This is a genomic window from Streptomyces sp. CA-106110 (assembly GCF_050936285.1).
Lineage (GTDB): Bacteria > Actinomycetota > Actinomycetes > Streptomycetales > Streptomycetaceae > Streptomyces.
The window spans coordinates 520,019-546,250 of sequence record NZ_JBNJNB010000002.1; the positions used below are offsets into that span (position 1 = coordinate 520,019).

A 26,232-nucleotide genomic window follows, 5' to 3' on the forward strand; every position below is an offset into this window, starting at 1 on the left:
GTATAACGTCCCGCCGACGACGAGGAGAGCACCCCGTTCGGGCTTGGGGAAGCCCTGGTGGTGCACCGCTCCCGTCGGAATGCCAGCACACGGCTAAGGGGGGCCTTACTCGTGCACGACCATGGATTCCTCGCACGACCACTTCGGCGACCGTCGGGCCGCCTCGCGCTCGCGTAACTACCGCAGGCCCGACGCTTCACGCAACCACATGCGCACCGCAGTGCGCCTGAGCCGTGCGCTCCCCCGCTCACAGGGGCTCGAGCCGCTCGTCTCGCACATCTTCCCGGCACCTGGCCCAAGGTCCGCTTCGTGGCCTATGGCCCGTGCCGGTGTCGCCACCCGTCTTCGAGGAGTACACACCTTCGTGAACAGTCATGCGGACAGAGCCGTCCTGACGAAGATCGCCGAGCTTACCGAGCTCGCCCGGGGCACCTACGGCTTCAATCCCGACCGTGTCGAGGAGGACGCCAACGGCGAGCGCCGTATCCACCAGGGCGGATACGGGGACCGGCAGCTCTTCGAGCTGGTGCAGAACGCCGCCGACGAACTGCGCGAGCAGCAGGGCGGCAAGATCCACGTGATCCTCGCCGAGGATTACCTGTACTGCGCGAACGAGGGCACCGCGATCACGCCGGACGGCGCGGACACCATCTTGCGCATGGGCGTCTCCCGCAAGCGCGGCGGGCAGATCGGCCGCTTCGGGGTGGGCGTGAAGTCCGTCCTGTCGGTGACGCGCACCCCGCAGTTCTTCAGCACCTCCGGGTCGTTCGGATTCGACGCGGACTGGTCGGCGGCCGAGATCCTCGCCGCCGTCAACAAGGGACGCGCCGAGCGGGGACTCGCGTCGGTGGACACGGTCGGCGAGACGCCGGTGCTGCGGCTGGCCCGGCCCCTGGACGTGGAATGGGAGTGCGCCCGCGACGAGCGCCTGCGCGCACTGCTGTCCTGGGCCACGACCGTCGTGCGGCTGCCCCTGCTGCCGGGCGCGGCGGAGCGTTTGGGCCTGGACATCCATCAGGGGGGCCGGGCACGCATCGACGGCGCCCGCGAGGAGTTCCCGCGCCTGTTCCAGCTCTTCTCCCACCATGTGGGCACGGTGGTGCTGGAGGACGTCCGCGTGATGCCGAAGGTGCGCCGCGAGATCACCGTGGAGCACGACGGCGTCTTGCACACCGTCCGTGAGGCGCGCGGCGGCTCCCCCGCCCAGATGGAGAGGTTCCGTGTCTTCACGGTGCCGCACCAGGTGACGGACGAGTCCCGTAACGCCGCCGGTGAGCTGCACGCCCGCGTCACCATCGACATCTCCTGGGCGGTACCCGAGTACAGGGTCAACGACCAGGGCATCCGGCAGGTCCCCAACGAACGTGGATGGTTTTGGTCGTTCTTCCCGACCAAGTACGCCACCACGCTCAGCGGTGCGCTCAACGCGGCCTGGAAGACCAACGAGGACCGGCAGAACCTGCTCACCGGCAGCGCGCTCAACGAGGAGCTGCTGCGAATCGCGGCCAACCTGGTGGTCGGTTCCCTGCCGGAGCTGGCCGAGCCCGAGGACCCGGCGGCCTACCTCCCGCTGCTGCCCGGCCGTACCAAGGAGTCGCCGAACTGGGCGTGTGCCCGACTGACCGAACTGGTGTGGAGGTTGACGGCCCAGAACCCGTCGCTGCCCGACCAGGACGGCACGTTGCGCGTCCCGGCCGAGCTGCGCATCCACCCGGAGGGGCTGCCGAAGGAGGCGTTGGAGGGGTGGCGCGCGTATCCCGGTCGTCCCCGCAACTGGGTGCACCACTCCGTGGAGGCCGGTGGGCGCCGCGGCAAGCTGACCCACTTCCTGACCGCCGCGGACAAGCCGGTGGAGTCGGTGCGCGACTGGCTTCAGGCGCTGGTCGAGGACGGCACCGCCGAGGCCTCGGCCGCCGCGATCCGTCTGCTGTCCCAGCTCCTCGACAAGCTGCCGTCCGACCAGGCGCGGGACGCCCGCCGTGCGCGGATCGTCCTGACCGCCGGTCACGGTTTCGTCGCGCCCGTTGCGGGCAGCGTCTTTCGCAACTCCGGCATCGACGGCCTGCCCGACGACCTGGTGTACGTCGACGAGCGGATCGCCTCCGACCCGTCCCTGCTCCTGCACCTGGACCGTCTGGGGATCCGCGACGCGGACAGCCGCGGCCGGTTCGAGAGCGTGCTCGACCAGGGCTTCGCCGGCTACACCGACCACTCGTGGGCCCGTTTTTGGGAGTTGCTGCGCAGCGCCGGCGGCACCGCGCAGGTGCTGACCGTCCGCGCGAAGGTGCCGGACCTCGATCAGACGCTGCACGTCAAGACGGTCGCCGGCGCCTTCCATCCCATGAAGGACTGCCTGTTGCCCGGCAAGGCCGTCCCGCAGGACGGTTCGCGGGATGCCGAGATCGCCGTCGATCTGTCCTTCCACGACGCCTCCGTCCTGCGGGAACTGGGCATGAAGGACCGCCCCACGCGGGGCCACCACCCCGAGCAGGACCCCTGGTTCGAGGCATACCACCACGCGCTGCACGACGAGTACCTGGAGAGCCTCGACAAGAAGGCCAGCCGTGTCCAGATGCACACCGTGCTCCTGGAGGGCTCGCCGACGGCCGGTCCGCTCCACCTCTTCGAGCGTCTTTCGCCCGAGGGCCGGGCCGCGTTCCTCGACGCCATGCCAACCGAGGGGCTGGTGGAGTCCTGGACGCGGCAGATCGGCCGCAATGTGAGCACCCGCACCCGGGTCCTCTCCCCCGTCCTGTGGCTGCTGCGCCGGAGCGGGACGGTGCACACCTCCAAGGGACTGGTGTCGGTGCGTGAAGCCGTCGGCCCGCAGCTTGCCGCCTACGCGCACGTCCTGCCTGTGGCAACCAAGCTCGAGCAGGACAAGGCGCGCCGTCTGGGACTGCCCAGCTCGGTGGAGGAGGTCGCGCCGGGTCGCTGGTCCCACCTTCTGGAGTTGGCCAAGAGCAGTGAGGACGACGCGCTGGTCGGCCGCACGTACGCCACGTTGATCCGCGTCGCCCTGGAACTGGTGGTGGTCGAGGAGACGGTGCGCTGCCGGGTAGGCGAGGAGTGGCAGATGCGCCCGGACAACGAGATCGCCGTGGCCCTGACGCGCGCCGAGTACGAGGAGCTGATCCGGGAGAAGCACCCCGCGCTGCTGGTCGACGCCGAAGGCGACCGCGAGCAGGCCGAATACATGATCACCGAGTGGGGGATGCGGCGGGTTTCGGACGTCCTCGAAAAGCGGGTGCGCGCCGTGCCGGTCGGCCCGCCGGTGCCGCTGGTCGACGAGTACCCGCCGCTGCGTCAGCGCCTGGGCAGCCGCGCCAACGGTCTGATGTTGCAGCGCTGTTCGGAGCTGGAAGAAGTCGTCCGCACCCCCAACGGCAGCCGGACCAAGCCGCTGGACGGGACCCGGCAGGAGCACACGGTGCTGGTGCCCGACCGTTTGTCACTCGAGGAGGCACTCGTCATCGCCGACCGCGAGTTCGGCTGGCACATGGGGGTCGCCGGGTGCCGGGCCCTGATCCAGAAGTACGAGGCGGACAAGGCCGACCGTGCCTTTCAGGCCCGCCTGGCCGCCATCCGCCGCAGCGACAGCGTCATCGACAAGATCGCCATGATGATCGACGAGGAGGACATCAAGAGGGAGTTGCCCACCGGTCTGCTGGCCAGTGAGATCTCCGAGACCGGCCGTGAGCCCGATGCCCGCAGGCTGGCCGAGATGGCCTACAACGCGCACGACGAGTCGGTGCTGCGGGTGCATGCCAAGGACATCGCCACCCAGTACACCAACGCGCCGCGCTACTTCGACGGCAGCGCCTCGGCGCTGCGGTTCGTGACCGATCTGGGCTTTCCCGACTCCTTCGCCGGCGCCCGGGTGCCCTCCCCGCCGGCCAGGGAGGAGGCCCAGGGGCCCACGGAGTTCCCCGCTCTCCACGCCTACCAGGAGCGTCTGGCGTCGAAGCTGACCGAGCTGTTGACGCTGCCCACGCCGCAGCGGGCCATGCTCAGCCTGCCGACCGGAGCGGGCAAGACCCGTGTCACGGCCGAGGGCGTCATCCGCTGGATCCGTGAGGCGGGCACCCCGCAGGGGCCGGTCCTGTGGATCGCTCAGACCGAGGAACTGTGCGAACAGGCCGTGCAGTCCTGGAAGTTCGTGTGGGAAAAGGTCGGTGCGGACCAGCCGCTGGTCGTCGACCGGCTGTGGAGCAGCAACTCCGCCACCCCGGTCACCGGCCGCCCGCATCTGGTCGTGGCGACCGATGCGAAGTTGCGGGTCTGCCTGCACACGGACGAGTACGCGTGGCTGCGCCGGGCGTCCCTGGCGCTGGTCGACGAGGCGCATGTGGCGACGTCGCCCGAGTACACCAAGATTTTCGAGCAGCTCGGCCTGACCCGTTGGGAGACCTCCCGTCACCTGGTCGGTCTGACCGCCACCCCGTTCCGCAACGACGCCGAACGCACCCGGCAGCTCGCTCAGCGGTTCGGCAACCGCCGCCTGGACGAAGGAGTCTTCCTCGGCGAGCCCATTCCGAGCCTGCAGCAGCTGGGCGTGTTGTCGCAGGTCGAGCACCGCGAGCTGGACGGCGCGCGGATGCAGCTCAGCCCCGACGAGCTGCGCAGCGTCGAGCAGTTCAACGGCTTTTTGCCCAAGGGCGCCGAGCAGCGTCTGGCCGAGGACGAGACCCGCAACCAGATGCTCCTGGACGAGATCGCGACGATGCCCGAGGACTGGCCGGTGCTGGTGTTCGCCACGTCCGTCTCGCACGCCAAGTTCCTGGCCGCCAAGCTCGGCGACCGCGGCATCCGGGCGGCGGCGATCGACTCGGCGACTCCGACCGCCGAGCGACGCAAGCGCGTGGAGGCCTTCCGCAAGGGCCGGATCCGGGTCATCACCAACTACGGCGTGCTCACGCAGGGATTCGACGCGCCGGCGACGCGGGCCGTGGTCATCGCCCGTCCCGTCTACAGCGCCAACAGCTACCAGCAGATGATCGGCCGTGGTCTGCGCGGTCCCCGCAACGGCGGCAAGGGCACCTGCCTGATCCTCGACGTGCGCGACAACATCGTGAACTACGACGCGGGCCTTGCCTTCACCGAGTTCGAGTACCTGTGGAAGAAGGGACAGCAGTGACCGTCTCGGACGGGGTGGGCCTCTCGCTCACCCCCGCCCAGCTGTCCGTCGTGACCAAGCCCTGGGATGCCAGGACGCTGGTCACGGCGGGCGCGGGCGCGGGCAAGACAACCACCCTCACCTACCGGCTGGAGCACCTGACCGGCACCGAGGAGCTGTTGGCGGGTGAGATTCTCGTGTTGAGTTTCTCCCGCGCCGCCGTGCGCGAGCTGCGCGAGCGTGTCGACAAGCTCGCCACCACCGCCCGCCGGGTGCGGGCCCAGACCTTCGACGGCTGGGCGCTGTCGGTGCTGCTGCTGGAAAACCCCCAACGCGACGACCTGGGCGGCACCGGCTTCGACCAACGCATCGCGATGGCGACCGAGGCAATCGAACGGGGCGTGCTGGATGCCTCGGAGCAGGGTGTGCCCGCGCACGTCGTCATCGACGAGGTGCAGGACCTGGTGGGCGTGCGCCGCGACATGGTCGAGGCGCTCCTGGACCGCTACGCGGACAATTGCGGCTTCACCGTGGTCGGCGACGCCGCGCAGGCGATCTACGGCTTCCAGGTCGCCGACCCCGACGAGCGCGCCAACGAGACGAATCTCTTCTTTCGCTGGGTGCGCGTTTCGTTCGGCGACGACCTGGTCGAAGTGACCCTCGCCGACAACTTCCGCGCCCGCACCCAAGAGGCCCGTATCGCGTTGCCGTACGGGCCCAGGCTGCAGACCCTGCCGGCCGACCGGGGCGAGGCGGCCAAGGAAGCCGAGGCGGTGTATGCGCAGCTGCGCTCCGACCTCGCCCTCGCCCCCGACTTCGGCACCCTCGATGATGCGTTCACCCTGGCCTCGTTGCGGCAATTCCAGGGCACCACCGCGATCCTGTGCCGCGACAACGGCCAGGTCCTGCACCTGTCGGAACGGTTGCACACGCTGGGGGTGGATCACCGTATCCAGCGCTCGCCCCGCTCGCGTCCCACACCGGCGTGGGTGACCCAGCTGCTGCTGGCGACCAGCGCCGCCCAGCTGACCGAGGACCGTTTCCGCGACCTGGCTGTGCTTGCGCCCGCCTGGGACTCCGCACGCACGTGGCATGCGCTGCGGCGCTGCGCCGCCGGTGCCCGCGGCACCTTCGACCTCGAGGCGCTGCGCCGAGCCGTTGCCGAGGGCCGGCTGCCCGACGAACTGACCGCGCCCCCTTCCCACCCACTCGTCATTTCCACCGTGCACCGGGCCAAGGGCCTGGAGTTCGACCGTGTCCTGATCGTCGAGCCGCCCGCGCCGTCCGAATGGCGCGGCGAGCACGCGGACCCGCCGGCCGAGGCGCGTCTGCTGTACGTGGCGATGACCCGGCCGCACGACGACGTCTACCGGCTCGCCCGCCCGAACACCTGGATGATGCGCAAGCACAAGCCCACCGATCGGTGGTACGTCGGCGGCCGAGAGCCGTACGCGCGTAACGGAATCGAGGCGGGCGACCTGGATGTGTGCCACGAGGCGCCCGCGGGCGCTGACGATCCGATCGGCGACCCCTTGGCCCTCCAGCAGTACCTGCGCGAGCGAGTGCACGGCGGCGACGCGGTGGAACTGCGCCGGCTGCACGACCTGCCCGCCTCGGCCGTCGAGACCCCGCCGTATGGGATCTTCCACGACGGCCGGCCGATCGGATCCGTCTCCGAGCGTTTCCGCCACGACTTGTGGCGCCTTTTGAAGATCAATGCGGGGTGGAAGGTCGAGCGGTGGCCGTGCCGCGTCACCGGGCTGCGCATCGACACCGTGGAGAGTGTCGCCGGTTTCCCCGCTCTCACCGAGCGCCTGGGCCTGGGCGACAGGGGCGTCTGGCTCGCCCCGCGCCTGTGCGGCCTGGGCCGCTTCGATTGGACCCACGCCGAATCCGTCCCGGAAGGACACCACCACCCGTGACCGCACCGTCGCCGCACACGGCGCACTACCAGCTGCGTTTTGACCTGCGCGCCGCGCTGCGCAAGGACCTGCTCGGCCCGCACGGGGGCGAGCAGGAGGTCCTCACCGACGACGCGCCGATCACCGCCTACCCGATCGGCGTCCTCTTCCCCCAGCCCTCCGCCGACGACATGGCCCCGCAGCAGACATTGACGCTCGACGCGGAGGACGGCGTGGGCACCCCGCCCGACGTCGTTGCCGGCGACGACGTGGAGCAGGGCGCCACCGACCTGGGCATCGCGCTGGCCAATCTGCGCAAGCCCTCCTCCATGGGCTTGACCTTCGCCGTCGATGCGACGGTGTCCCCGCAGGTGACGGTCACGGTCACGGCGGCCCGCTACGTTCCCGAGGACGAGGCGGGCAACCGGATCGAGCCGCGCCGCAGCGAGGCCCGCAGCACCGAGCGGCAAAAGGAGCGCTGGCGTCGCGAGGTGCTGGTGTGCGAGCCGGGCGAGTTCGACGTGCGATGGCCGGGTTCCGTCAAGGGCGTGCTGTGCGACGGCCTGGAATGGCGGGCCCTGGTGCGCCCGGCCATCCAGGGCACGGTCACGGTCACGGTGACGGTGGTGAACACGCTGACGGCCGGCGAATTCGACCTGCAGGACGCCTACTGCTTCTTCCAGCCGGAGGTGAGCGTCCACGGCGCACAGGGCACCCGTCCCTTCGTGGAGCGCCCCGCCCGCCTCGGCCCGGTCGACGACGAGCAGGCCCTGAGCCGGCTTCTGCACCGCCACGCCCCCGTGTTCGCCACCGGCCACGGCACATCGGTCGCCTGGGACTGGCAGGCGCCGCCGCTGCGCACCCCCATGCCCGAGCGAGCCGCGGTCGCCTCGGTGCGCACCGAGTTCGTGCCCACGCACGACGTGCTGCTGACCGACTCCAACCCGCACATCGACGACCGGGCGCTGACCATGCACAGCCTGGGCCACGGCACACAGCAGGACGTGGTGGCCGCCCTCACCCGCCTGCTGCAGGGTTATCAGGAGTGGATCGAGGCGCGTGAAGAAGAAGCCCGCGCCCTGGCCGGCACGCCCCACGAGGCGGCTGCGCGGCGGCAGCTGGAGCTGTGCCGCCTGGCATTGGGGCGGATGCGGCGCGGCGTGGCCTTGCTGGGCGACGACCGCAAGCCGCACGTCTTTGCCGCCTTCCGGTGGGCGAACCAGGCGATGGCACAGCAGCGGGCGCGCACTGCCTGGATCAAGCAGGGCAGAAGCGGCCAACCGCAGGTCGAGGACGGCAGGTGGCGGCCCTTCCAGATCGCGTTCATGCTGCTGTGCCTCGAGGGCATCGTCGATCCCAACCACCAGGACCGCGAGGTCGCGGACCTGCTGTGGTTTCCCACCGGCGGCGGCAAGACCGAGGCCTACCTCGGGCTGATCGCGTTCACCACGTTCTGGCGCCGACTGCGCGACGGGGCGCGCGGTGGTGGAGTGACCGTGGTGATGCGCTACACCCTGCGTCTGCTCACGCTCCAGCAGTTCGAGCGGGCCGCGGCACTGATCTGCGCGATGGAGCAGGTGCGCGCCGAGCACGAGGCGCAGTTGGGCACCGAGCCCATCTCGCTGGGCATGTGGGTGGGCAAGTCGGCCACCCCCAACGATCTCGAGCGTGCCCAGGACCGCCTGGACAAGTTGCGCCGCGAGCCGGGCAAGTCCCTGCAAAAGGAGAACCCGGTCCAGCTGCAAGCCTGCCCGTGGTGTGGCCAGCCGCTGACCGCCTTCGACTACGAGGTCCGCGAAAGCACCCACCGCATGATCGTGCGATGCCCGAGCACGAGCTGCGCCTTCCACACCGGGCAGGGACTGCCCGTCCACCTGGTCGACGAGGCGGTCTACGACGCACATCCCACCCTCGTCATCGCGACCGTCGACAAGTTCGCCTCGATGCCGTGGCGCCCGGCCACGGCCGCGCTGTTCAACCGGGACGAGCCGGGCGGCCCGCGCCCGCCGGAGCTGATCGTCCAGGACGAACTGCACCTGATCTCCGGACCGCTGGGGACGTTGACCGGCTTGTACGAGACGGCCGTGGACGTACTGGCGGACCGCCCCAAGGTGGTGGCGTCGACGGCGACCATCCGCCGGGCCACCGAACAGGTCGGGGCCCTGTTCGACCGTCGCACGGCCCAGTTCCCGCCCGCCGGCCTGGACGCACGCGACTCCTGGTTCGCCGTCGAGACGCCACGCAAGGACAAGGCATCCCGCCGCTACATCGGGCTGCTCACCCCGAGCACCAGCCAGGCGACCCTCCTGGTGCGCACCTACGCCGCCCTGCTGGACGCCGCCGCCCGCGCCGAGGCCGATCCGAAGGTCAAGGACGCGTACTGGACCCTGGTGGGCTACTTCAACAGCCTTCGTCTGCTGTCGGCCGCCGAACTGCAGGTCCTCGACGACGTCCAAGACCGCCTGGAACTGCTCGGCACGCGCGCCCTGGCCACACCCCGCACCGCGGCCCAACTGATCGAGCTCAGCAGCCGAGCCGACTCCAGCGCCATCCCCCGTCATCTACGCCAACTCGAACGACAGTTGCCCGACCCCGACACCCTGGACGTACTGCTCGCCACGAACATGATCTCCGTCGGAGTCGACATCGACCGGCTCGGCCTGATGGCAGTCATGGGCCAGCCACAGACCACCGCCGAATACATCCAGGCCACCAGCCGCGTCGGCCGCCGCCACCCCGGCCTGGTCGCCGTCATGTACAACTCGGCCCGCTCCCGGGACCGTTCGCACTACGAGGGCTTCCCCGCCTTCCACTCGGCCCTGTACCGGGAGGTGGAGTCGACCAGCGTCACCCCCTTCTCCTCACGCGCCCGCGACCGAGGACTGCACGCCGTCGTCGTCGCCCTGGCCCGGCTGATGCTGCCCGCCGCCCGTCCCAACGAGGCCGCCGCCCACATCACGGGGTTCGTCGACGATCTCAACGCCCTCGTCCGCCCGTGCATCCTCGCCCGCGTCGACGCGGTCAACGATCTCGAGCGCAAGGCGACGGCCCAAAGCTTCGACCAGTTCGTGCAGTGGTGGCTCGACGAGGCAGCCGACCACCCCGAGCTGGTCTACGAAGCCAAGCGCGGCTCGCACCAATCCGCCCTGCTCGCCGGCTTCGACGACGAGGACCCCGAGACGGCCGGCTGGTCCACCCTGTGGAGCCTGCGCGACGTCGATGCCGAATCCACCCTCTTCCTGGAGCACTGACCACCATGACCCCGCCCCCTCCCCCGCGCCGCCGACGCGGCACCGGCGCCGCCGTCGTCCGTCCCCGCAAGCTCGGCGGCATACGACGGTCCCAGATGGTGACGACCTACGGCGTCGGCGCGATGATCGCCGTGGACAACGAGTCGTTCATCGTCGCCGGTCTCGACTCCTGGGACATCTCCCAGGCCCCCGAGGTCCTGGAGCGTCGTCTGGCCCGCCTGCTCAAGGTGCGCTCCTTTCGACAGCCGCCCGCCCCGGACCCGGACCGGGCAACGGACGGGGTGCACGTCCGCCGATTCCCGAACATGTACTCCTGCCCCAAGTGCGCCACGCTTCAGCCGTTCTACAAGTTCAACTCCCCGCCCCGTACGGCCCGTTGCGGGACGTGCGAGGAGGACCTCGTGCCCTCCCGCTTCGTCCTGGCCTGCAACAACGGCCACATCTCGGACTTTCCCTACTGGCGGTGGGCCCACCGCGGCAGCGGCCACACCGGCGGCCTGTGCGGCGGCACCCTCTCCCTGGGCACCAACGGCAGCACGGCATCCCTGCGGTCGATCGTCGTCTCCTGCAGCTGCGGCGTGCCGGACGTGTCGATGGAGGGCGCCTTCCGCAGCCGCGTCCTGAAGGATCTCGGCATCCGCTGCGAGGGCGGCCGCCCGTGGTTGAAGGACGCACCCCCCGAGGGGTGCGACCAGGCACCACGGGCCATGCAGCGAGGCTCCTCGGCCGTGTGGCATCCCCAGGTCGCCAGCGCCCTGTCCATCCCCCCGTGGGGCGAGGGCCTGCACAAGCTGGTGGAAAAGCACAAACTGCTCGGCGCCTCCGAGGACACCATCCGCTGGTTCGCCAAAAACCACGCCGCCCTGCTCAAGAGCGTCGACGCCACGGCAGAGGACATCATCCATCTCGTCCAGGCCATCGAGGACGACGACGCAACGGCCGACCAGGACGACACTCCCACCCCCAAGGCCCGCAGCGCGCTTAGGCAGGAGGAGTACATCCGGCTGGTCCGCGGCAACCCCGAGCGGTACACCGCCGAGTGGCAGCCCTTCGTGTGCGAAAAGCCGCTGGGCTCCCCGTCCGTGCTCAAACCACTGGGGCTGCGCGACACCATGCTGGTCAAGCGGCTGCGCGAGGTGCGAGCCCTGGCGTCGTTCATGCGCGGCGACCTGCCCTCCGACGCGGATCCCGCCCACCGCACGGCGCCGCTGACCCTGTCCGACGACATCGACTGGCTCCCGGCCGTGGAGGTGATCGGCGAAGGCGTGTTCCTGCGCCTGGACGAAGACAGGCTGCGTTCCTGGGAGAGCGATCCGACGGTGATCGCCCGCGCCCGACGCATCCGCGACAATCACCTGACGCTGCTCCAGCGTCGCGCCACCGCCTCCAAGCCCCCGGGACACAAACAGCAGGACAAGGAAGAGATCGACTCACCGGTCACTCCCCGCTACCTCCTGCTCCACACCCTCGCACACATCCTGATCAACGAGTGGAGCCTGGACGGCGGCTACCCGACCTCCGCCCTGCGCGAGCGCCTGTACTGCGACGACGACATGGCAGGCCTGCTGCTCTACACCGCCACCAGCGACTCGGCCGGCAGCCTCGGCGGCATCGTCGCCCAAGGCGAACCCGACCGCCTGGCCCACACCCTCCAAGCCGCCCTCGCCCGCACCGCCTGGTGCTCCAACGACCCGCTGTGCATGGAGTCCGAGGCCACCGGCATCGACAACGTCAACCTCGCCGCCTGCCACGCCTGCGTCCTGCTGCCCGAGACCAGCTGCGAAACCAACAACAGCTTCCTCGACCGGGCCATGCTCATCGGCACACCGACCGGCACCGTGCCCGGATACTTCCACGACCTCATGTAAGGCCCCGCCGGGGGTGGGGGCGAGGCAAACCCGCCGCGACCCCACCCCGGGCCCGCTCTCAGCGTCGTCGGCGCCGCTCTTCCACCACCGCACGCACTCGCTCCGCCGCCTCCAACGGTGACTCGTGCTCCCACACCCGCACCGCCAGCCATCCGGCCTGCGCGAGCCGCACATCGGTGTCCGCGTCCCGTACCCGATTCCCCTCGATCTTGCCCCGCCAAAAATCCGCATTCCGCCGCGGCCAGGTGGCATGCTCCGGACACCCATGCCAGAAACAGCCATCCACGAACACCGCCACCCGCGCCGGCCCGAACACGATGTCCGCCTCCCGACGCACCCCCTTCACCGGCCGCCGATGCACCCGAAACCGCAGTCCCGCCGCATGCAACGCACGACGCAAGGCCAGCTCCACCTGGGTGTCCCGGCTCTTTTGCCGGCTCATCCGCGCCCGGACCTGTGCCGTCGTCTCCAACGCCTCCACCCAGACATTGTCCGCCCACCCGATCCACGCGAACAGCGCCGCCAGGTCCAGGTTGCGCAAGCCCTCAACAAATACGCGACCCCGACACCAACCGGGTCACGCCGCGCTGCCTCCCAGGTCGGAGCCGTCGTGGACGCAGAAGGAATGCCAGTCGAAACAGTGCAGGCCGCCCGAGGGTGCCGCACCCGCTTGCCCAGCCGTAACTGGTTTGGTGGTCCTGGCGCACTGAGTTGATCTTGGCGTCCAACTCGTTGATCATTGGATCTCGTGTCCGACACCCCGCCGCTGCCGAGCTACGCGGAACTGATTGCACTCGTTGGCGAGTTGAGGGCCGAGCTGACGGCCGCCCGGGCCGAGATCGCTGAGCTGCGCGCGGAGAACGCTGAGCTGAAGCGGCGTCTGGGGATGAACTCGAAGAACTCCTCCAAGCCGCCGTCCAGCGACGGGCTGGCGAGGCCGACGTCGCTGCGTAAGCCCTCGGGCCGAGGCCCGGGCAAGCCCCGCGGCGGCGCCGGGGGCGCGCTGATGCAGGTCGACGAGCCCGACGCGATCGAGGTCCATTCCCCGACCGCCTGCCTGGGCTGCGCGGGTGACCTGACCGGGGCCGAGGTAGTCTCCATCGAGCGGCGGCAGGTCTTCGACCTGCCCGAGATCCGCCTGCGGGTGACCGAGCACCGCATCGAACACCGCCGCTGCGCCTGCGGGCAGGTCAACGCTGCCGCCACCCCTTCCGACGCCCCCGCCGCCCCGGCCCAGTACGGGCCGCGGCTGAAGAGCCTGGCGGTCTACCTGCTCACTCGCCAGCACCTGCCCTATGAGCGGTGCGCCGAACTGCTGGCCGACTGCCTGGACGCGGATGTGGCCACCGCGACTCTGCTCGGGTGGGCCGGGCAGGCCGCCGAGGCAGTCGCCCCGCACACCGAGGCCGTGCGGCAGCAACTCATCGAGTGCGAGGTGGTCGGCTTCGACGAGACCGGCACCCGGATCGCGGGGCGCACCTGCTGGGTACACACCGCCTGCACCCGCTCGCTGACGCTCTACCAGGTCCACACGAAGCGCGGCGTGAAGGCGTTCGAAGCCATGGGCGTCCTACCGCACTTCACCGGCATCGCGGTCCACGACGGCTGGAAGCCCTACAAGACGTACACCGACGCGGTCCACGCCCTATGCAATGCCCACCACCTGCGCGAACTGGCCTCCGTCGTGGACAACGCGCCTGCCGGCCACCCCGAGGACTGGGCCGAAGAGCTGGCCGCGCTGCTGGTGGACACCTGGGACGAGATCAAGAACATCCAGACCGCGCACCCTCACGCCACCGGCTTCACCGTCGACGCCCTCGAACGCCTCACCGCCCGCTACGAGGAGATCATCGCCGCCGGACGGACCCTGCACCCGCCCCGCGCCCCCGGCGAACCACGCCGCAAACGGGACAAGGCCGCGAACCTGCTCGACCGCCTCGACACCGAAAGCCACCAGGTGCTCCGGTTCGCCTTCGACTGGCGGGTGCCCTTCGACAACAACACCAGCGAGCAGGCCATCCGGATGGCCAAGATCCAGCAGAAGATCTCCGGCGGCTGGCGCACGGCACCCGGAGCCGAGCGCTTCTTCGCCGTGCGCGGCTACCTATCTACCGCCGCCAAGCAGGGCCGCAACCTGCTCGACACCATCACCCGACTCTTCGACGGCCGAGGCGCCTGGATCCCCACCCCAGCCTGACCACCAAACCAGTCACGCCCAGCCTTGAGCGACCCGAACAGACGACCCACGGCATTCACCCCTCGAGGGCACGTCGCACGGCTGCGGTTACCTGATGCATCCTCGGATACAACGCCGGAACCGTCGACGGCGTCGTCGGCCCCAACACCATCCGCGCCCTGCAGCGCTTCCTCATCGACATCGGCTACGACACCGGCGGCGTCGACGGCGTCGCCGGAACCAAGACCAGGGCCGCCTGGAAGGCGTTCTCCCACCTCGGCGGAGGCTAGTGCTGACCACCCGTCACGGCGTACGACGGCGACCTGCACCCCGTAGGCGTTCTTCCCTCCCGTGGCCTCCACATCAACGGAAGACCAGCCAGTCGTGGGCGAGCAGGCCGCCCGCCGCCTGCGGCCCGGGCCTGCCGCACGGTGCTGTACGACGACGACGGCGATGGCCGCGACGAGCCACTTTTCGGATGCCTCTGTCTGCAGCGGAGGCCGACTCTACGATCAGACTCTTGCCGCCTTCCTCACAGGGGGCGGCCACGGGCAAACGATCATTGACCACGATCGCGAGATCACAGGGGTGGCAGCACGTGACAGATCAGCCAGTGTTTGTTCTGGGCTCGGATCTGCAGGCCCTGGAGCCGGCCGCATTCGAAACCGAGGCGGAGTTCCAAGAACTTCTCGCGCGCCATCCCAGGATGCTGGACTTCGGCTCGCTCGCTGATGGCCAGCCGCTCAGACTCATGCTGGTGGCATGGGAGATGGGTGTCGCAACGAGCGCAGATGGTGCGCCGGCGTACTGGCTGGACTACCTCTTCGTCGACTCCGACGGGGTGCCAACGCTGGTGGAGGTGAAGCGGGCAAGCGATACGCGTATCCGGCGCGATGTGGTGGGCAGATGCTGGACTACGCGGCGAACGGGGCGCGCTACTGGCCTGGAGCCCTGCTTCAGCGCTCTTTCGAGGAGACCTGCGCCGCGGACGGCCGGGCGTTGGAAGAGGCGTACGGGGAGCTCCTCGGCGAGCGCTCCCCGGAAGAGTTCTGGGCAACGGTCGAGGAACGGCTGGCCGCCGGTCAGATGCGGCTGCTGTTCGTCGCGGACCGGATCCCGCTGGAGCTGAGGGCGATCGTCGAGTTCCTGAATCGGCAGATGCGGCAGACCGACGTGTACGCCATCGAACTGACCCAGTACCGAGGCAACGGAGACCTCCGCGTCCTGGTGCCGCGCATCCACGGGGAGGTCGCCACGGCAGCGAAGTCCCCTTCCAGCCGCCGTACCACGCAGAGGACCAAGCGTGCCGACATGGACGCGGCGCTCCGCACGCGTCTCGCCCCGCAGCTGAGGCAGATCGCGACGGCACTGCTCGATCACGCGGCAGCCAGGGGACGGTTGGAGGGCGGATACGCCACCTACCCGAGCATGTCCGTCTACTACCCCGTCGCCGGGCGGCAGGTGCCGATCTGGACGCTGTCCCTGTATGACAACCGTTCCTAAGGACTGAGCATGGGTTGTATGGGCTCAGTCGGACGCTCCGAACGGTGTTGGGCGTCCTGGTCTCCCGCGTTCGCGCCGCGTCTGGTCCCAGTGGATCGTGTCCGTGGTCCGGGGATGCGGGGGCGGGTTTCCTCACGCCCTGGGGTGCCGCTTGCGGCCTGGGCGGTCCGATGCCCCACACGATCGCTCTGGTCGTGTGGGGGCGGTGCCGTCCGTCGCCGGATGCGGTGCCCCAGGGCGCGCCTGCCGATCGCGATGCTCGCGGCATCGTGACGGGTGGTTTTCCTGGTCGTGTGGGTGAGGGGTTTCTGCCAGTGTTGGGCGCCCCACCTGCTGGTGTAGGCGGGGTCGACGGCGATGATGGGGATGCCGAGTTCGGCCGCCATGCTGACGAGCCGGGCCCGCAGCTTGGATACCGGCATGCCGGAGATCACCTGCCTGAACCGCTTCCGGCGCCCGTGCTTCTCCCGGGTTTTCTCCGCGCTGAAGTCGAGGTCTTCGATCGCGATCGACACCCCGTGGCGTTTTGCCCAGTGCAGGAGCCGGATCAGTGCATGCCGTACCTGGGCGTCACGATGCATCGCGGTGCCGGACAGGTCGTAGAAGAACCGGCGGGGTTGGCCGCATGGGTTGCCGTGCTGATCGAGGCGCCAGGCGGCGAGGTGGTCGGCGTTGGTATCGACGCCGATCAGGCCGCCTGCGCGGGCGTGGGACAGGGGGACGGTCTTGATGGGTGGGATGGTCCAGGAGGCGGTGAGGTACCAGCGGGCGCGGTCTGTGTCGTAGTGGATGCGGTAGGCCACGGCCCGGTTCGTGGTGATGCGGTCGGCCCACTCGTCGCTGCGGTGGTGGAAGAGGGCAGCGCCGGTGAGCGTATACCGGCCATGCGGGGCGTTGGCGAGGTGGGCGAGCGGAGCAGGGAGCTTGAGGGAGATCTCGCCGTCCGGGGTGACGCGGATGGTCTCGTTGCCGAACCGCTTGCCCGATTCCCCGTCCGCCTGCACAAACCAGCGCGATGCTTCCCAGCGTTGCCGCCACTGGGCCTGCGTGAGCTGGGCGGCCTTGAGGTTGTGCCGGTGGCGTGCGAGCCGCTTCCCGCCGCGCACGATGCGGACGCGGCCAACGGCGCGGTCGGCCTGCTCGGCACGCAGCCGGTCTTGAAGGACCTGCAGGCGCCGGGACTTGGCGAACCACTCCGTGGCGCTGCGGTAGCCGCCCGGCGCCCGCCTGCTTCCCTTCTCGCCGATCGGCAGGGACAGGCGGTGCGCGATCGTCCGCACGCCCACCTGAAGGCTTTGAATGTGCGCGAGTTGGGCACGCCTGGACAGCGCCCACTGATCATGCGTGGCCTTGGTGATACTCCCGGCCCAACGCGACGAAGACTCCTCCGTCAGGGCTCGCTTGCGCTCCGCCCACCTCTCCGCGGAGTGCTCCAGGCCGTCGGCGCACCGGCGTTTGAGGTCCTTCGAGGCCAGCGAGCCAAGATGGGCGCCCACCAGGCGCAACACCTCCTCGTCGGCGGCGCTCAAGTGGCCCAGACGGGTCCGGATCGCCACGCCCGACGGGCCAACGGCCACGAAGGGAGCAGCGATCGTGCGCAACGACTCACCACGCATCGATGTACTCCCCTCCATCACGCTTGATCGGCAACAGGAAGAACGGTACGGGCGGGCACTGACATCAGTGCCCGCCATATGACGTGTGCGCGCTGCAACACCACCAGCCAGTACATGCTCCTGCACACTCACACACGCTCCTGTACATCCGAAAACGACCAGTTCGCCACCCTCCCAAGGAAGAACTCGCTTTCAGCTTCGGATCGGTCACCCATCACCTCGGCCTTGAGCGGGCGGCCGCGTTCGCGCAGTCGCTGCCGGCTGTTCCTGAGTTGGAGAAGAAGCTGGAGGTGCAACGGCAGAAGGGCTACAGAGGCTGGCCTTCGGTCCCGCTGAGCGCCCTCGCTGACCAGCCCGCTGCCGTAGAGGGCATCCTGGCCGCGATCCAGCAACTCGTGGACGGCGAGGAAGCCTCCGCCTGATCGGCTGGCGGTGATGGGTGCCTCGTCACCGCATCGGTGCGGCCCTCTGGGAGTGCTCGAGCGTGCTGGGTGCAGGTCATGCAGCGTGCGCTGCGGGGCGCTTGAAGACCTGTCGCTGGTGCCAGTCGACGTACTGCGCATCGATGGCCGAGTGGCCGGGCCGAGGCGTCGCAACACGGCTGCCGTGCAGGGCGTCGATGGACTGCCCGGCCGTGCTGCGGGCGACGTACCAGCGGGAGACCTGGATCCGCAGATCCGGGAGGAGGCCCAGCACACCGAGGTCGAAGAGTGTGGTGCAGGGAGCACAACGCCAGCCCGTTGTTGACCTCGTCCGGGCCGTCTTGGCTGTGCCAGCGCACGTGGGCGGCCTCCAAGCCCACCGGATTGCGGCCGATGGCGCCGTCGAACCCGCAAAAGGCGCACGCGTAGGCGTAGGCGTGCAGGACGTCCTCGACGAAACCCGGCCGCCGTGCCCGCTGCACTCTCTGCCCCGGGACGGAGATCGCATGCGCAGCCCAGCTGGTCAGCTCGAGGCCGACAGCGTCACAGATGGGTGCTTCCAAAGCCGGGGTGAAGTGCTGCTGAAGCAGGAGCCCGGCAGCCGCCGCCACGGTGCCCGGGTCGGCTAGCAGCCTCTCCACTTCGGGGCGCATACGGCCATGGGCGCCTTGGGCGCGCAGCCACCCTCGCCGATCCGGATCGGTCGGAGGTATCGGTCGGCCGGCGCTGTCACGCAGGTCCCACAGGGTGCGTTCCAGGTGCACGAAGGGCATCGCGGCCCGCTGCTTGGCCTGTGACGGGTTGGTCATCGCCGGACCGAAGTCGTTGATCAAACGGCTGACCGGGTCCTCGGCTTCGTCATACGTGACCGCGGTACTCCCTGAGGTGACGAACCGGGCCAGCAGCCACAGCACCAGCAACGGCTTGTGCGGCGCGCGGACCGCTCCGATCCGCGCCTGCCGCAGCCCCGCAAGGGTGCTCAACAATTCGTCCCGCGTCATCACGACGGCCACCCTGCCATGTCCTCAAGGTCGCGCTCGCCGCGGGCTGTGTGCACGCAACAGGACGTGCGCACACGCCTGGTGTCACAAGGGCGGTTCGCCACTCCAGCCGCCGGTTGAGTGCTTCACACCGCCCGGCTGTGAATCTCAGCTCGAGCAAAAGACATCATTCGAGAGAAACAACAGACTCCACACGCTTTACTATCTCTATGCCGGGCTACGTGCAGCAGTTAATGTCGCTGCCCCATAGCCGGCCCGAGAACACAGAGCGCTTGGCTCCGTACGTCTGCGCTCACCAACCTGGCACAACCGGCCAGGCACCAAAGGAAAGGTTCACCACCATGTCGGAGAGCACGAGCGCTGTTACGGGGCTGACGTCGCAGTACGCCGCCCAGGTGACCGGCGACCTGGAACACAACGTCAAGGAGCAGGACCGCCTCAGCGCGGAGATTGCGGGATTGCAGGAGCAGTTGGCTGCTCTGCAGTCCGACCATTTGGTGCTGGTCAATGTGCAGCAGGCGCTGGGTATTTCATCGGCCCCCATTCCGCCTGCGGCCACCCCGGACAGCACCACGGTGCCTGCTCCTCGCACAAAGGCCGCTGCTGACACCGGTGCGGGCAAGCGGACGCGAGCCAAGAAGGCGGACACCGCCGCGCCCAGCCGCACCACGGCCAAGAAGCCCGCGGGCAAGGCCGCTGCCGTGAAGACGGCCCAGCTCACGCTGGTCGAACTCGTCCGTCGCCACCTCACCGGACACAGCGAACCGCGCTCCGCGGCAGACGTGACCACGGCACTGGCCACGGCCCACCCCGAGCGTGGCATCAAGGCCACCGTCGTGCGCACCACCCTCGAGGGCCTCGTCGCCAAGAACCAGGCCCGCCGCGCCAAGCAGGGCGCCTCCGTCTACTACACGGCCGCCAACGCAGCCGAGCAGACGGCCACCCTCGACCCGGAGCAGACGCAGTCCAAGCAAGCCGAGTAAGAACCGCCAGGCGGCGGGCTGTCGCGGCAGACAGCCCGGCTGCCTGCCGCATCACTGCCGACGCCGGAACAGGCCTCGGCGCTCGCGGCGACCCTGCAACCGGGCCGCCACCCATGCCTCGCAGGTTGCCTTCGCCAAGGAATTGAAGGACCGCAATGGCCTGCAGAAAGCAATGTATGCGGATCTGAAGGCGACGTTCGCGCTGTCCGCGCAGCCGGTGGTGCGGGCCGTGATGAAGGTCGTCGACGCCTACGCCACGCTCAAGACCAACCTGCGGGCGGGCAACCTGGGCCCGCCCACTCGAAGCGGTACCGCTTCGGCCTCGCCCTCTGCACCGATCGGTGTTGCGCCGCAGTCACGGCCGCGTGAACGGTGACTGTCGACGGCCGGCGGCAAGCGCACTGAGGCGGTCGCCGATGACGGAAACCCCCGGGCGGGACTCGTTCGCGTAATACGAGGGCTTGCGTCGGCGCAGCAGCGCCTCGCCGTGCTCGCTCCAGGTGAATCCGGGCTTGCGCAGCAGCTTTCGGAACACCGTGTCGACTGTCTCCGGGTGTGCGGCAGCCAGGCGGCGGATCGGCAGCGGTCCGATCGACTCCTCGCGCAGGTACGTGCGCAGCAGGTCCTGGTACTGCCTGCGGCCCCCGAGGGCCGGGTCCGCGAAGAGGTCTTGGAGCATTCCGTAGTCCGCGTAGAAGTTGAGCCCGTCGACTTGGTCGTAGATGACACCGATGGTGTCCGAGCCCGCCAGTTCCGGCGGCAACTCGAAGAGGGGCAGGTCCAGGCCGGGCAACCGCCTGCCTCGGGCGCGGTCGGGCTGTTTGGCGACGGCGGCCTCTTGGCGGTGGCGGTAGTAGGCGTTGAGGAGATCCTCGGCTTCGGCAGGCGGCAGGGTCAGTTCGTCGCCGCCGCAGAACTCGACGAACGCGGTCCGGTCCTCCCGCATCGCCTGCCACCCCTGCTCGACCTTCTGGGGGTTGCGGAAGACCAGTTCGGGTCGGCTGGTGGCCAGTTGGAGAGCGGCCTGGGCGATCTCGGTCGCGCTGGACTTGGGGTAGCTCGACATCGCCCCGGACACCAGCCACGCCCCGCCGGCCGAGTGAATCGGTACCAGGCAGGTGTGAAGGAAGCCCCCCTTGGACACTCCTCCAAACGCCGCCCGCCCGACATTCGAGTACGTGCGGTACTCCAGGTCGTCGACCAGGTTCAGCAGAACGACGGCATCCTTTTCCTTGCGCTGGATCTCGAAGATGCCCTCGACCGGGTCGCGCCAGCCGAGCAGCATCTCCCGGTCGAGGGCGGTCAAGTCCTTACGCCCGGCGACGAACCGGTCCACCACGGTCGAACCGTCCGGCAGGCGGTAGCGCAGGAGGAAGTGGTCGATGATCCGGATCGCCTCGCCCTCGTCCAGCTGCCGCTCAGGCCCTGCGGCCTGAAGCAGGAGGGGCGTCAACCACCGGTCGAAGCGGGCGCTCTGTCCGAAGGCGACCAGCTGCCCTTTCAACTCGGCGCTGCGCTCGATGAGGTCGGTCAGCGACCGTTCGCCGACTTCCCTGTGCGTGCCCTGTTCGGCGTCAGCCATGTCCAGCCCTTCCACACAAGCCGGTTCCGCATGGGTGCGCGGTGCCCGGCCTCAACCGGCCCAGTGACGGTACGCCTCGATCCACTGCGCACCCTCGGGCGCCGGGCTGGGCAACGGCAGATCCAGGATACCGATCGACTGACGCATGCGGCCGCGAGAACACAGGGCGACGATCCTTCCGTCCGGCGTGAGGTCAATGCCGCCCACGGTCACCTCGACGCCAAGAACCACAGTGGTGAAGGGCAGGTCGAGATGCTCCTCAAGCATCGTGAACAGACCGGTCAGCTGCTCGTCCTCGTTGTAGGCGTCGACAGTCGCCTCTTCGATCATAGCCTCGAGCTCAGCCGTACCCAATGCGCTCATGGGGCAACACTAACGACCTCGGACATCATGGTCGTATGACGGGTGGGGTGGATGTGCGGGCGGCGGCGGGCGAGTTCGACCGGGGCTCCGTGACGGAGGACGAGCGCAAGCAAGTGCTGTCCCTGTTTCCCCCGGAGGACTGGGGGACGCTGCTGCTGGAACGCTACGCCCTCGGGCAGGCCGCGCCCCCCGGGGCGGGGCCGACGTACTGCCGGCTCATGGAGTTCGGCACACCACGCCTGGGCAGTATCAAGGGCGGCAGTGCCGCCAAGCACATCATGTACCACCACGTCTCCGGCGAGTGGCGGCTGACCCGCTCCCCTACGCGGTATGGATCCCCGGGACGCCTGGACCGAACTGCGCGGACAGTTCGTGCAGGCATTCGACTCCGTGGCGGCAGGCTACTTCGACGCCGTGGACGATCTCGAACCACTGTGATTTGGGCCGACGTTGGTGACGAAGTCCCTCGCGACCTACTTCCCCGAGCACTTCCTACCCATCTACGCCGCGGAGCATCTACGCAGGTTCGTCACCCTGCTGGGCGGAGAGGCAGAGACCGACGCACCCGCTTGGCGCAACAACCGCCGACTCCTGGAACTCGTGCGGTCCCACGAGGAGTTCCGGAACGGGACGGAACAGGAGGTGATGCACTTCCTGTACGCGCACTTCGATCCGCGTTCCCGACAGCGCACGATCTGGAAGATCGCCCCCGGTGAACGCGACCGGATGCGGGAGGAGTGCCGGGACGGCGGGTTCATCTGCATCGGGTGGGACGAGCCGGGTGACCTCGGCCAGTACCAGAACGACACCGAACTGAAGCAGGCCCTGGACGCGCACCGGCCCCGGAGCAGTGGGGGGGAAGTCTGACCCTCGCCCGTCGACTGCCGGCCTTCCGTGACCTGGAGGCGGGCGACCGGCTCGTGGCGAACCGCGGGGTCGACGAGGTCCTGGCCAGGCCACCGGCACGGTCGACGGGAGCTACCGCTTCGACCCGGAGCGCCCGGAGTTCCAGCACGTCGTCCCGGTGACCTGGGACGTCTCGCACGCACAGAAGCTGGCGAGTCCCCAGCACGGCTGGCGGTCCACCTTCGCCAAAGTCGACCCGGCCCTGTTCGCCAAGTTCACCACGCACGACGGCGACTCCGCCCCCAGTGCACGCCAGGCGCACGACGGCGCGCCGGTCGTGCTCCCCGAGGACGTGCATACCGTCCTGGACGCGCTGGCCTGCAAGGGTCAGGTGATCCTGCACGGCCCGCCCGGGACCGGCAAGACCCGTCTCACGCTCGGCGCCGCCCTCGCCCTGGCCGCCAGATGCTCGCCTGGCTCGCCGAAATCGGTCTGCCCGGCGCTACCGCGTGTGTCTCCTCCAAAGACGAGAGGCAACGGGATCCTGCACCGGGTGCGGACTGGCCTGCAGCAGTGGACCTGCTGGAGCGGTTCGCAGGAGGTGAGGGTTGGGAGCTGTTCATTTTCGGATGTGCAGGAGCGTGTGTGGGTGTGCACGAGCATGTACTGGTTCGTGGTGTTGCGGCGCGCGCACGTCGCGTGGCGGGCACTGTCAGTGCCGGCCCGTACCGTTCTACCTATTGCTGATCAAGCGTTGGGGAGGGGGTACATCGATGCGTGATGAGTCGCTGCGCACGATCGCTGCTCCCTTCGTGGCCTTCGGCCCGTCTGGCGTGGCGATCCGGACCCGTCTACTGACTTCGGCGTTTTGAGGTCAGGGCGGTGGTGAGTCGAGTTGGAGTCCGGTCTCGGTCATGAAGCCGTTGAGTGTTGCGGGGCGGTACTGCAGGCTCTTGAGCCGATTGCGGACCAGGGATTCCAGCCGGTCGACCGTACCGGCGGCGAGGTTGGCCAGACTGCGCTTGCACTGCGACCACACACCCTCTACCGGGTTCAACTCCGGTGCGTACGTGGGCAGGAAGAAGACGGTCAGCCACGGGCGGGCGGCCACCAGTTGCTGCATCGCCTTCGAGACATGGGTGCTGAGCCGGTCCCAGACCAGCACGATCGGCGCCCGCAGCAGTTGGTGGGCGCCATCGACCAGCCGCATGTAGTCGGTCTCCGACAGGCTGCGCCGCTCGCCCCTGCGGCCGTGATGGACGCGGATCCGGTAGCACAGTCGGGTCCGGGAACCGGGCCGCAGTGCGATCAGGCCCGCGATGGAGATGCGGCCCGACCGGCGGCCGGACACCGTCACCACCGGGGTGCGGCCCCGCCGGCCCCAGGTGCGCCCGGTGGGCGGCCGCTGACGCTGACCGGCCTCGTCCTCGAAGCAGATCCAGCCGCCGGTGGCCGCCTGTGTCCTTTTACCTCCGGCCAGGCGCCTTCCTTCCAGGCGGTCACCGCTGCCTCGTCGCGCTCGGCAGCCCGCCGGGCGGGCTTCTGCGGGGTGAAGCCGAGTCGGCGCATCAGCCGGGTCGCCCCCGAGACGCTGTAAGAGACGTGGAACTTCCGGCCGATCAGGGTCGCCACCCGGGCACCGGTCCACACCTGGTCCTCATCCCAGCCGTGCGCGGCCGGGCCCTGCTCCAGCATGGCGGCCAGCTTCCCGCGCAGGGCCGGGCCGAGTTTGCACCGCTGCCCGCCCGGCCCGGTGGAGGCCAGGGCCGCCGGGCCGCTGGCGGCCCAGTTCCGCCGCCACTGGTAGACCGACTTCGGCGACACCCGCAGCTGCCGGGCCACCTCCGGGACGCCGGCCCCGGCCGCGAACAGCTCGGACGCCCGCAGGCGTACTGCCTCACGCCGTGCACGCTCTTTGGCGTTCATCCCGCCACCGTCTGCGTACCTCATACCTCCCGGTCTACCGCCGCATCCGGAGGACGCCAACAGGACCAGCCCCAGCCTGACCTCAAAACGCCGAAATCAGTAAAGCACCTGAGCGCCGAGGACGAGGAGGTGTTGCGCCTGGTGGGCGCGCACCTTGGCTCGCTGGCCGCAAGGGACCTCAAACGCCGGTGCGCCGACGGTCTGGAGCACTCCACTCATACGTGGGCGGAGCGCAAGCGGGCCCTGACGGGGGAGTCTTCGTCGCGTTGGGCCGGGAGCATCACCAAGGCCACGCACGATCAGTGGGCGCTTGCGCGGCGTGCCCAACTCGCGCACATTCAAAGTCTTGAGGCGGGCGTGCGGACGGTCGCGAACCGCCTGTCCCTGCCGATCGGCGAGAAGGGAAGCAGGCGGGCGCCGGGCGGCTACCGCAGCGCACGAGAGTGGTTCGTCAAGTCCCGGCGCCTGCGGGTCCTTGAAGACCGGCTGCGTGCCGAGCAGGCCGACCGCGCTGTGGGCCGGGTCCGGGTGGTGCGCGGCGGGAAGCGGCTCGCACGCAACCGGCACCACCTCAAGGCCGCCCAGCTCACGCAGGCCCAGTGGCGGCAACGCTGGGAAGCATCGCGCTGGTTTCTGCAAGCGGACGGGGAATCGGGCAAGCGGTTCGGCAATGAGACGATCCGCGTCACGCCCGAGGGCGAAGTGTCCCTCAAGTTGCCTGCTCCGCTCGCCCACCTGGCCAACGCCCCGCATGGCCGGTATGTGTTCACCGGCGCTGTGGTCTTCCACCACCGCAGCGACGAGTGGGCCGACCGCATCACCACGAACCGGGCCGTGGCCTACCGCATCCACTACGACACAGACCGCGCCCGCTGGTACCTCACCGCCTCCTGGACCATCCCACCAGTCAAGACCACCCCGCTGTCCCACGCCCGCAAGGGCGGCTTGATCGGCGTGGACACGAACGCCGACCATCTCGCCGCCTGGCGGCTGGACGAGCACGGCAACCCATGCGGCAAGCCGCGCCGGTTCTTCTACGACCTGTCCGGCACCGCAAACCATCGTGACGCCCAGGTACGGCATGCACTGATCCGGCTCCTGCACTGGGCCCAACGCCACGGCCTGTCGATCGCGGTCGAAGACCTCGACTTCAGCGCGGAGACGACCCGGGAGAAACACGGCCGCCAGAAGCGGTTCAGGCAGGTGATCTCCGGCATGCCCGTATCCAAGCTGCGGGCCCGGCTCGTCAACATGGCGGCCGAACTCGGCATCACGATTGTCGCCGTGGACCCCGCCTACACCAGCAGGTGGGGCGCCCAGCACTGGCAAAAACCCCTCACCCACGCGACCAGGAAAACCAGCCGTCACGATGCCGCAAGCATCGCGATCGGCAGGCGCGCCCTCGGGCACCGCATCCGGCGACGGACGGCACCGCCTCCTGCCCACCAGAGCGATGGACAGCAGCATCGGACCGCCCAGGCCGGACACGGCACCCCAGGGCGTGAGGGAACCCGCCCCCGCATCCCCGGACCACGGACACGATCCACTGGGACCAGACGCGGCGCGAACGCGGGAGACCAGGACGCCCAACACCGTTCGGAGCGTCCGACTGAGCCTGTGCAACCCATGCTCAGTCCTTAGGAACGGTCTCGACCACTGACGCGGCGGCTTCAGCATC

17 protein-coding genes and 3 pseudogenes are annotated in these 26,232 nt (G+C 69.4%); 13 read left to right on the plus strand and 7 right to left on the minus strand.

The features are described 5' to 3' along the window. Positions 1–364: 364 nt before the first annotated feature. Genes ACQEXA_RS60025 through drmB form a run of 4 tightly spaced genes read left to right on the plus strand, consistent with a single transcriptional unit; the run spans position 365 to position 12,136 of the window. Positions 365–5,137, plus strand: a complete 4,773-nt coding sequence (locus tag ACQEXA_RS60025) for a DEAD/DEAH box helicase (protein ID WP_433135164.1) — start codon at positions 365–367, stop codon at positions 5,135–5,137. Continuing rightward, on the plus strand, positions 5,134–7,038 hold the full coding sequence (locus ACQEXA_RS60030; protein WP_433135165.1) for a UvrD-helicase domain-containing protein: 1,905 nt from the start codon (positions 5,134–5,136) through the stop codon (positions 7,036–7,038). The genes ACQEXA_RS60025 and ACQEXA_RS60030 overlap by 4 nt, the downstream gene beginning before the upstream one ends. Next, positions 7,035–10,268: a helicase-related protein gene (locus ACQEXA_RS60035; RefSeq protein ID WP_433135166.1), complete on the plus strand. Its 3,234-nt coding sequence runs from the start codon at positions 7,035–7,037 to the stop codon at positions 10,266–10,268. The genes ACQEXA_RS60030 and ACQEXA_RS60035 overlap by 4 nt, the downstream gene beginning before the upstream one ends. 5 nt (positions 10,269–10,273) lie before the next feature. Then, positions 10,274–12,136 carry a DrmB family protein gene (gene drmB / locus ACQEXA_RS60040; protein WP_433135167.1) on the plus strand — a complete coding sequence of 621 codons (1,863 nt, stop codon included), beginning with the start codon at positions 10,274–10,276 and terminating at the stop codon, positions 12,134–12,136. Positions 12,137–12,194: 58 nt separating this feature from the next. Here the strand turns inward: drmB and ACQEXA_RS60045 are convergent, their stop codons facing one another. Then, a complete protein-coding gene (locus tag ACQEXA_RS60045; RefSeq protein WP_433135168.1) occupies positions 12,195–12,677 on the minus strand; it encodes a very short patch repair endonuclease in 483 nt (160 codons plus the stop codon). A 207-nt stretch (positions 12,678–12,884) separates the two neighbouring features. Here ACQEXA_RS60045 and tnpC point away from each other — a divergent pair, with 207 nt between their 5' ends. The 3 genes from tnpC to ACQEXA_RS60060 all read left to right on the plus strand — a co-directional run bounded on the left by tnpC (position 12,885) and on the right by ACQEXA_RS60060 (position 15,815). Next, positions 12,885–14,333, plus strand: a complete 1,449-nt coding sequence (gene tnpC / locus ACQEXA_RS60050; RefSeq protein WP_433135169.1) for an IS66 family transposase — start codon at positions 12,885–12,887, stop codon at positions 14,331–14,333. A 158-nt stretch (positions 14,334–14,491) separates the two neighbouring features. Beyond that, on the plus strand, positions 14,492–14,602 hold the full coding sequence (locus ACQEXA_RS60055) for a peptidoglycan-binding domain-containing protein (RefSeq protein ID WP_433135522.1): 111 nt from the start codon (positions 14,492–14,494) through the stop codon (positions 14,600–14,602). A gap of 616 nt (positions 14,603–15,218) precedes the next feature. After that, on the plus strand, positions 15,219–15,815 hold the full coding sequence (locus ACQEXA_RS60060) for a hypothetical protein (RefSeq protein WP_433135170.1): 597 nt from the start codon (positions 15,219–15,221) through the stop codon (positions 15,813–15,815). Here ACQEXA_RS60060 and ACQEXA_RS60065 read toward each other — a convergent pair. Then, the gene (locus tag ACQEXA_RS60065; RefSeq protein ID WP_433135171.1) at positions 15,812–17,431 is read right to left on the minus strand and encodes an IS200/IS605 family accessory protein TnpB-related protein; all 1,620 of its coding nucleotides are present in this window, start codon (positions 17,429–17,431) and stop codon (positions 15,812–15,814) included. The two genes, ACQEXA_RS60060 and ACQEXA_RS60065, sit on opposite strands and share 4 nt — an antisense overlap. Positions 17,432–17,721: 290 nt before the next feature. On the opposite strand from ACQEXA_RS60065, the gene ACQEXA_RS60070 reads away from it, so the two are divergent. After that, positions 17,722–17,853, plus strand: coding sequence for a hypothetical protein (locus ACQEXA_RS60070; RefSeq protein ID WP_433135172.1), 132 nt, complete (start codon positions 17,722–17,724; stop codon positions 17,851–17,853). A 76-nt stretch (positions 17,854–17,929) separates the two neighbouring features. On the opposite strand, the pseudogene ACQEXA_RS60075 reads toward ACQEXA_RS60070, so the two are convergent. Beyond that, positions 17,930–18,854: pseudogene (locus ACQEXA_RS60075) on the minus strand (phosphorothioated DNA-binding restriction endonuclease). 341 nt (positions 18,855–19,195) lie between these two features. Between ACQEXA_RS60075 and ACQEXA_RS60080 the strand changes: the two are divergent. Then, positions 19,196–19,837 (plus strand): hypothetical protein, encoded by a 642-nt coding sequence (locus ACQEXA_RS60080; RefSeq protein WP_433135173.1) that lies wholly within the window; start codon positions 19,196–19,198, stop codon positions 19,835–19,837. A gap of 142 nt (positions 19,838–19,979) precedes the next feature. Further along, positions 19,980–20,213: a hypothetical protein gene (locus tag ACQEXA_RS60085; protein ID WP_433135174.1), complete on the plus strand. Its 234-nt coding sequence runs from the start codon at positions 19,980–19,982 to the stop codon at positions 20,211–20,213. Here the strand turns inward: ACQEXA_RS60085 and ACQEXA_RS60090 are convergent. Together ACQEXA_RS60090 and ACQEXA_RS60095 are read right to left on the minus strand one after the other, a co-directional pair. Next, positions 20,193–21,419, minus strand: a complete 1,227-nt coding sequence (locus ACQEXA_RS60090; RefSeq protein ID WP_433135176.1) for a hypothetical protein — start codon at positions 21,417–21,419, stop codon at positions 20,193–20,195. The genes ACQEXA_RS60085 and ACQEXA_RS60090 overlap by 21 nt on opposite strands. Positions 21,420–21,470: 51 nt before the next feature. After that, positions 21,471–21,782 carry a calcium-binding protein gene (locus ACQEXA_RS60095; protein ID WP_433135177.1) on the minus strand — a complete coding sequence of 104 codons (312 nt, stop codon included), beginning with the start codon at positions 21,780–21,782 and terminating at the stop codon, positions 21,471–21,473. Positions 21,783–22,235: 453 nt separating this feature from the next. Here ACQEXA_RS60095 and ACQEXA_RS60100 point away from each other — a divergent pair, with 453 nt between their 5' ends. Further along, the gene (locus ACQEXA_RS60100) at positions 22,236–22,649 is read left to right on the plus strand and encodes a hypothetical protein (protein ID WP_433135178.1); all 414 of its coding nucleotides are present in this window, start codon (positions 22,236–22,238) and stop codon (positions 22,647–22,649) included. A 157-nt stretch (positions 22,650–22,806) separates the two neighbouring features. Then, entirely contained in the window at positions 22,807–23,409 is a 603-nt protein-coding gene (locus tag ACQEXA_RS60105) for a hypothetical protein (protein WP_433135179.1), read from the plus strand. 93 nt (positions 23,410–23,502) lie between these two features. Here ACQEXA_RS60105 and ACQEXA_RS60110 read toward each other — a convergent pair whose 3' ends face one another. Together ACQEXA_RS60110 and ACQEXA_RS60115 are read right to left on the minus strand one after the other, a co-directional pair. Further along, entirely contained in the window at positions 23,503–24,276 is a 774-nt protein-coding gene (locus ACQEXA_RS60110; protein ID WP_432921848.1) for an IS630 family transposase, read from the minus strand. Beyond that, a pseudogene (locus ACQEXA_RS60115) lies at positions 24,174–24,578 on the minus strand (helix-turn-helix domain-containing protein); the annotation flags it as partial. The gene ACQEXA_RS60110 and the pseudogene ACQEXA_RS60115, both read right to left, overlap by 103 nt. A gap of 75 nt (positions 24,579–24,653) precedes the next feature. On the opposite strand from ACQEXA_RS60115, the pseudogene ACQEXA_RS60120 reads away from it, so the two are divergent. Beyond that, positions 24,654–26,195: pseudogene (locus ACQEXA_RS60120) on the plus strand (IS200/IS605 family accessory protein TnpB-related protein); the annotation flags it as partial. Positions 26,196–26,232 lie beyond the last annotated feature (37 nt).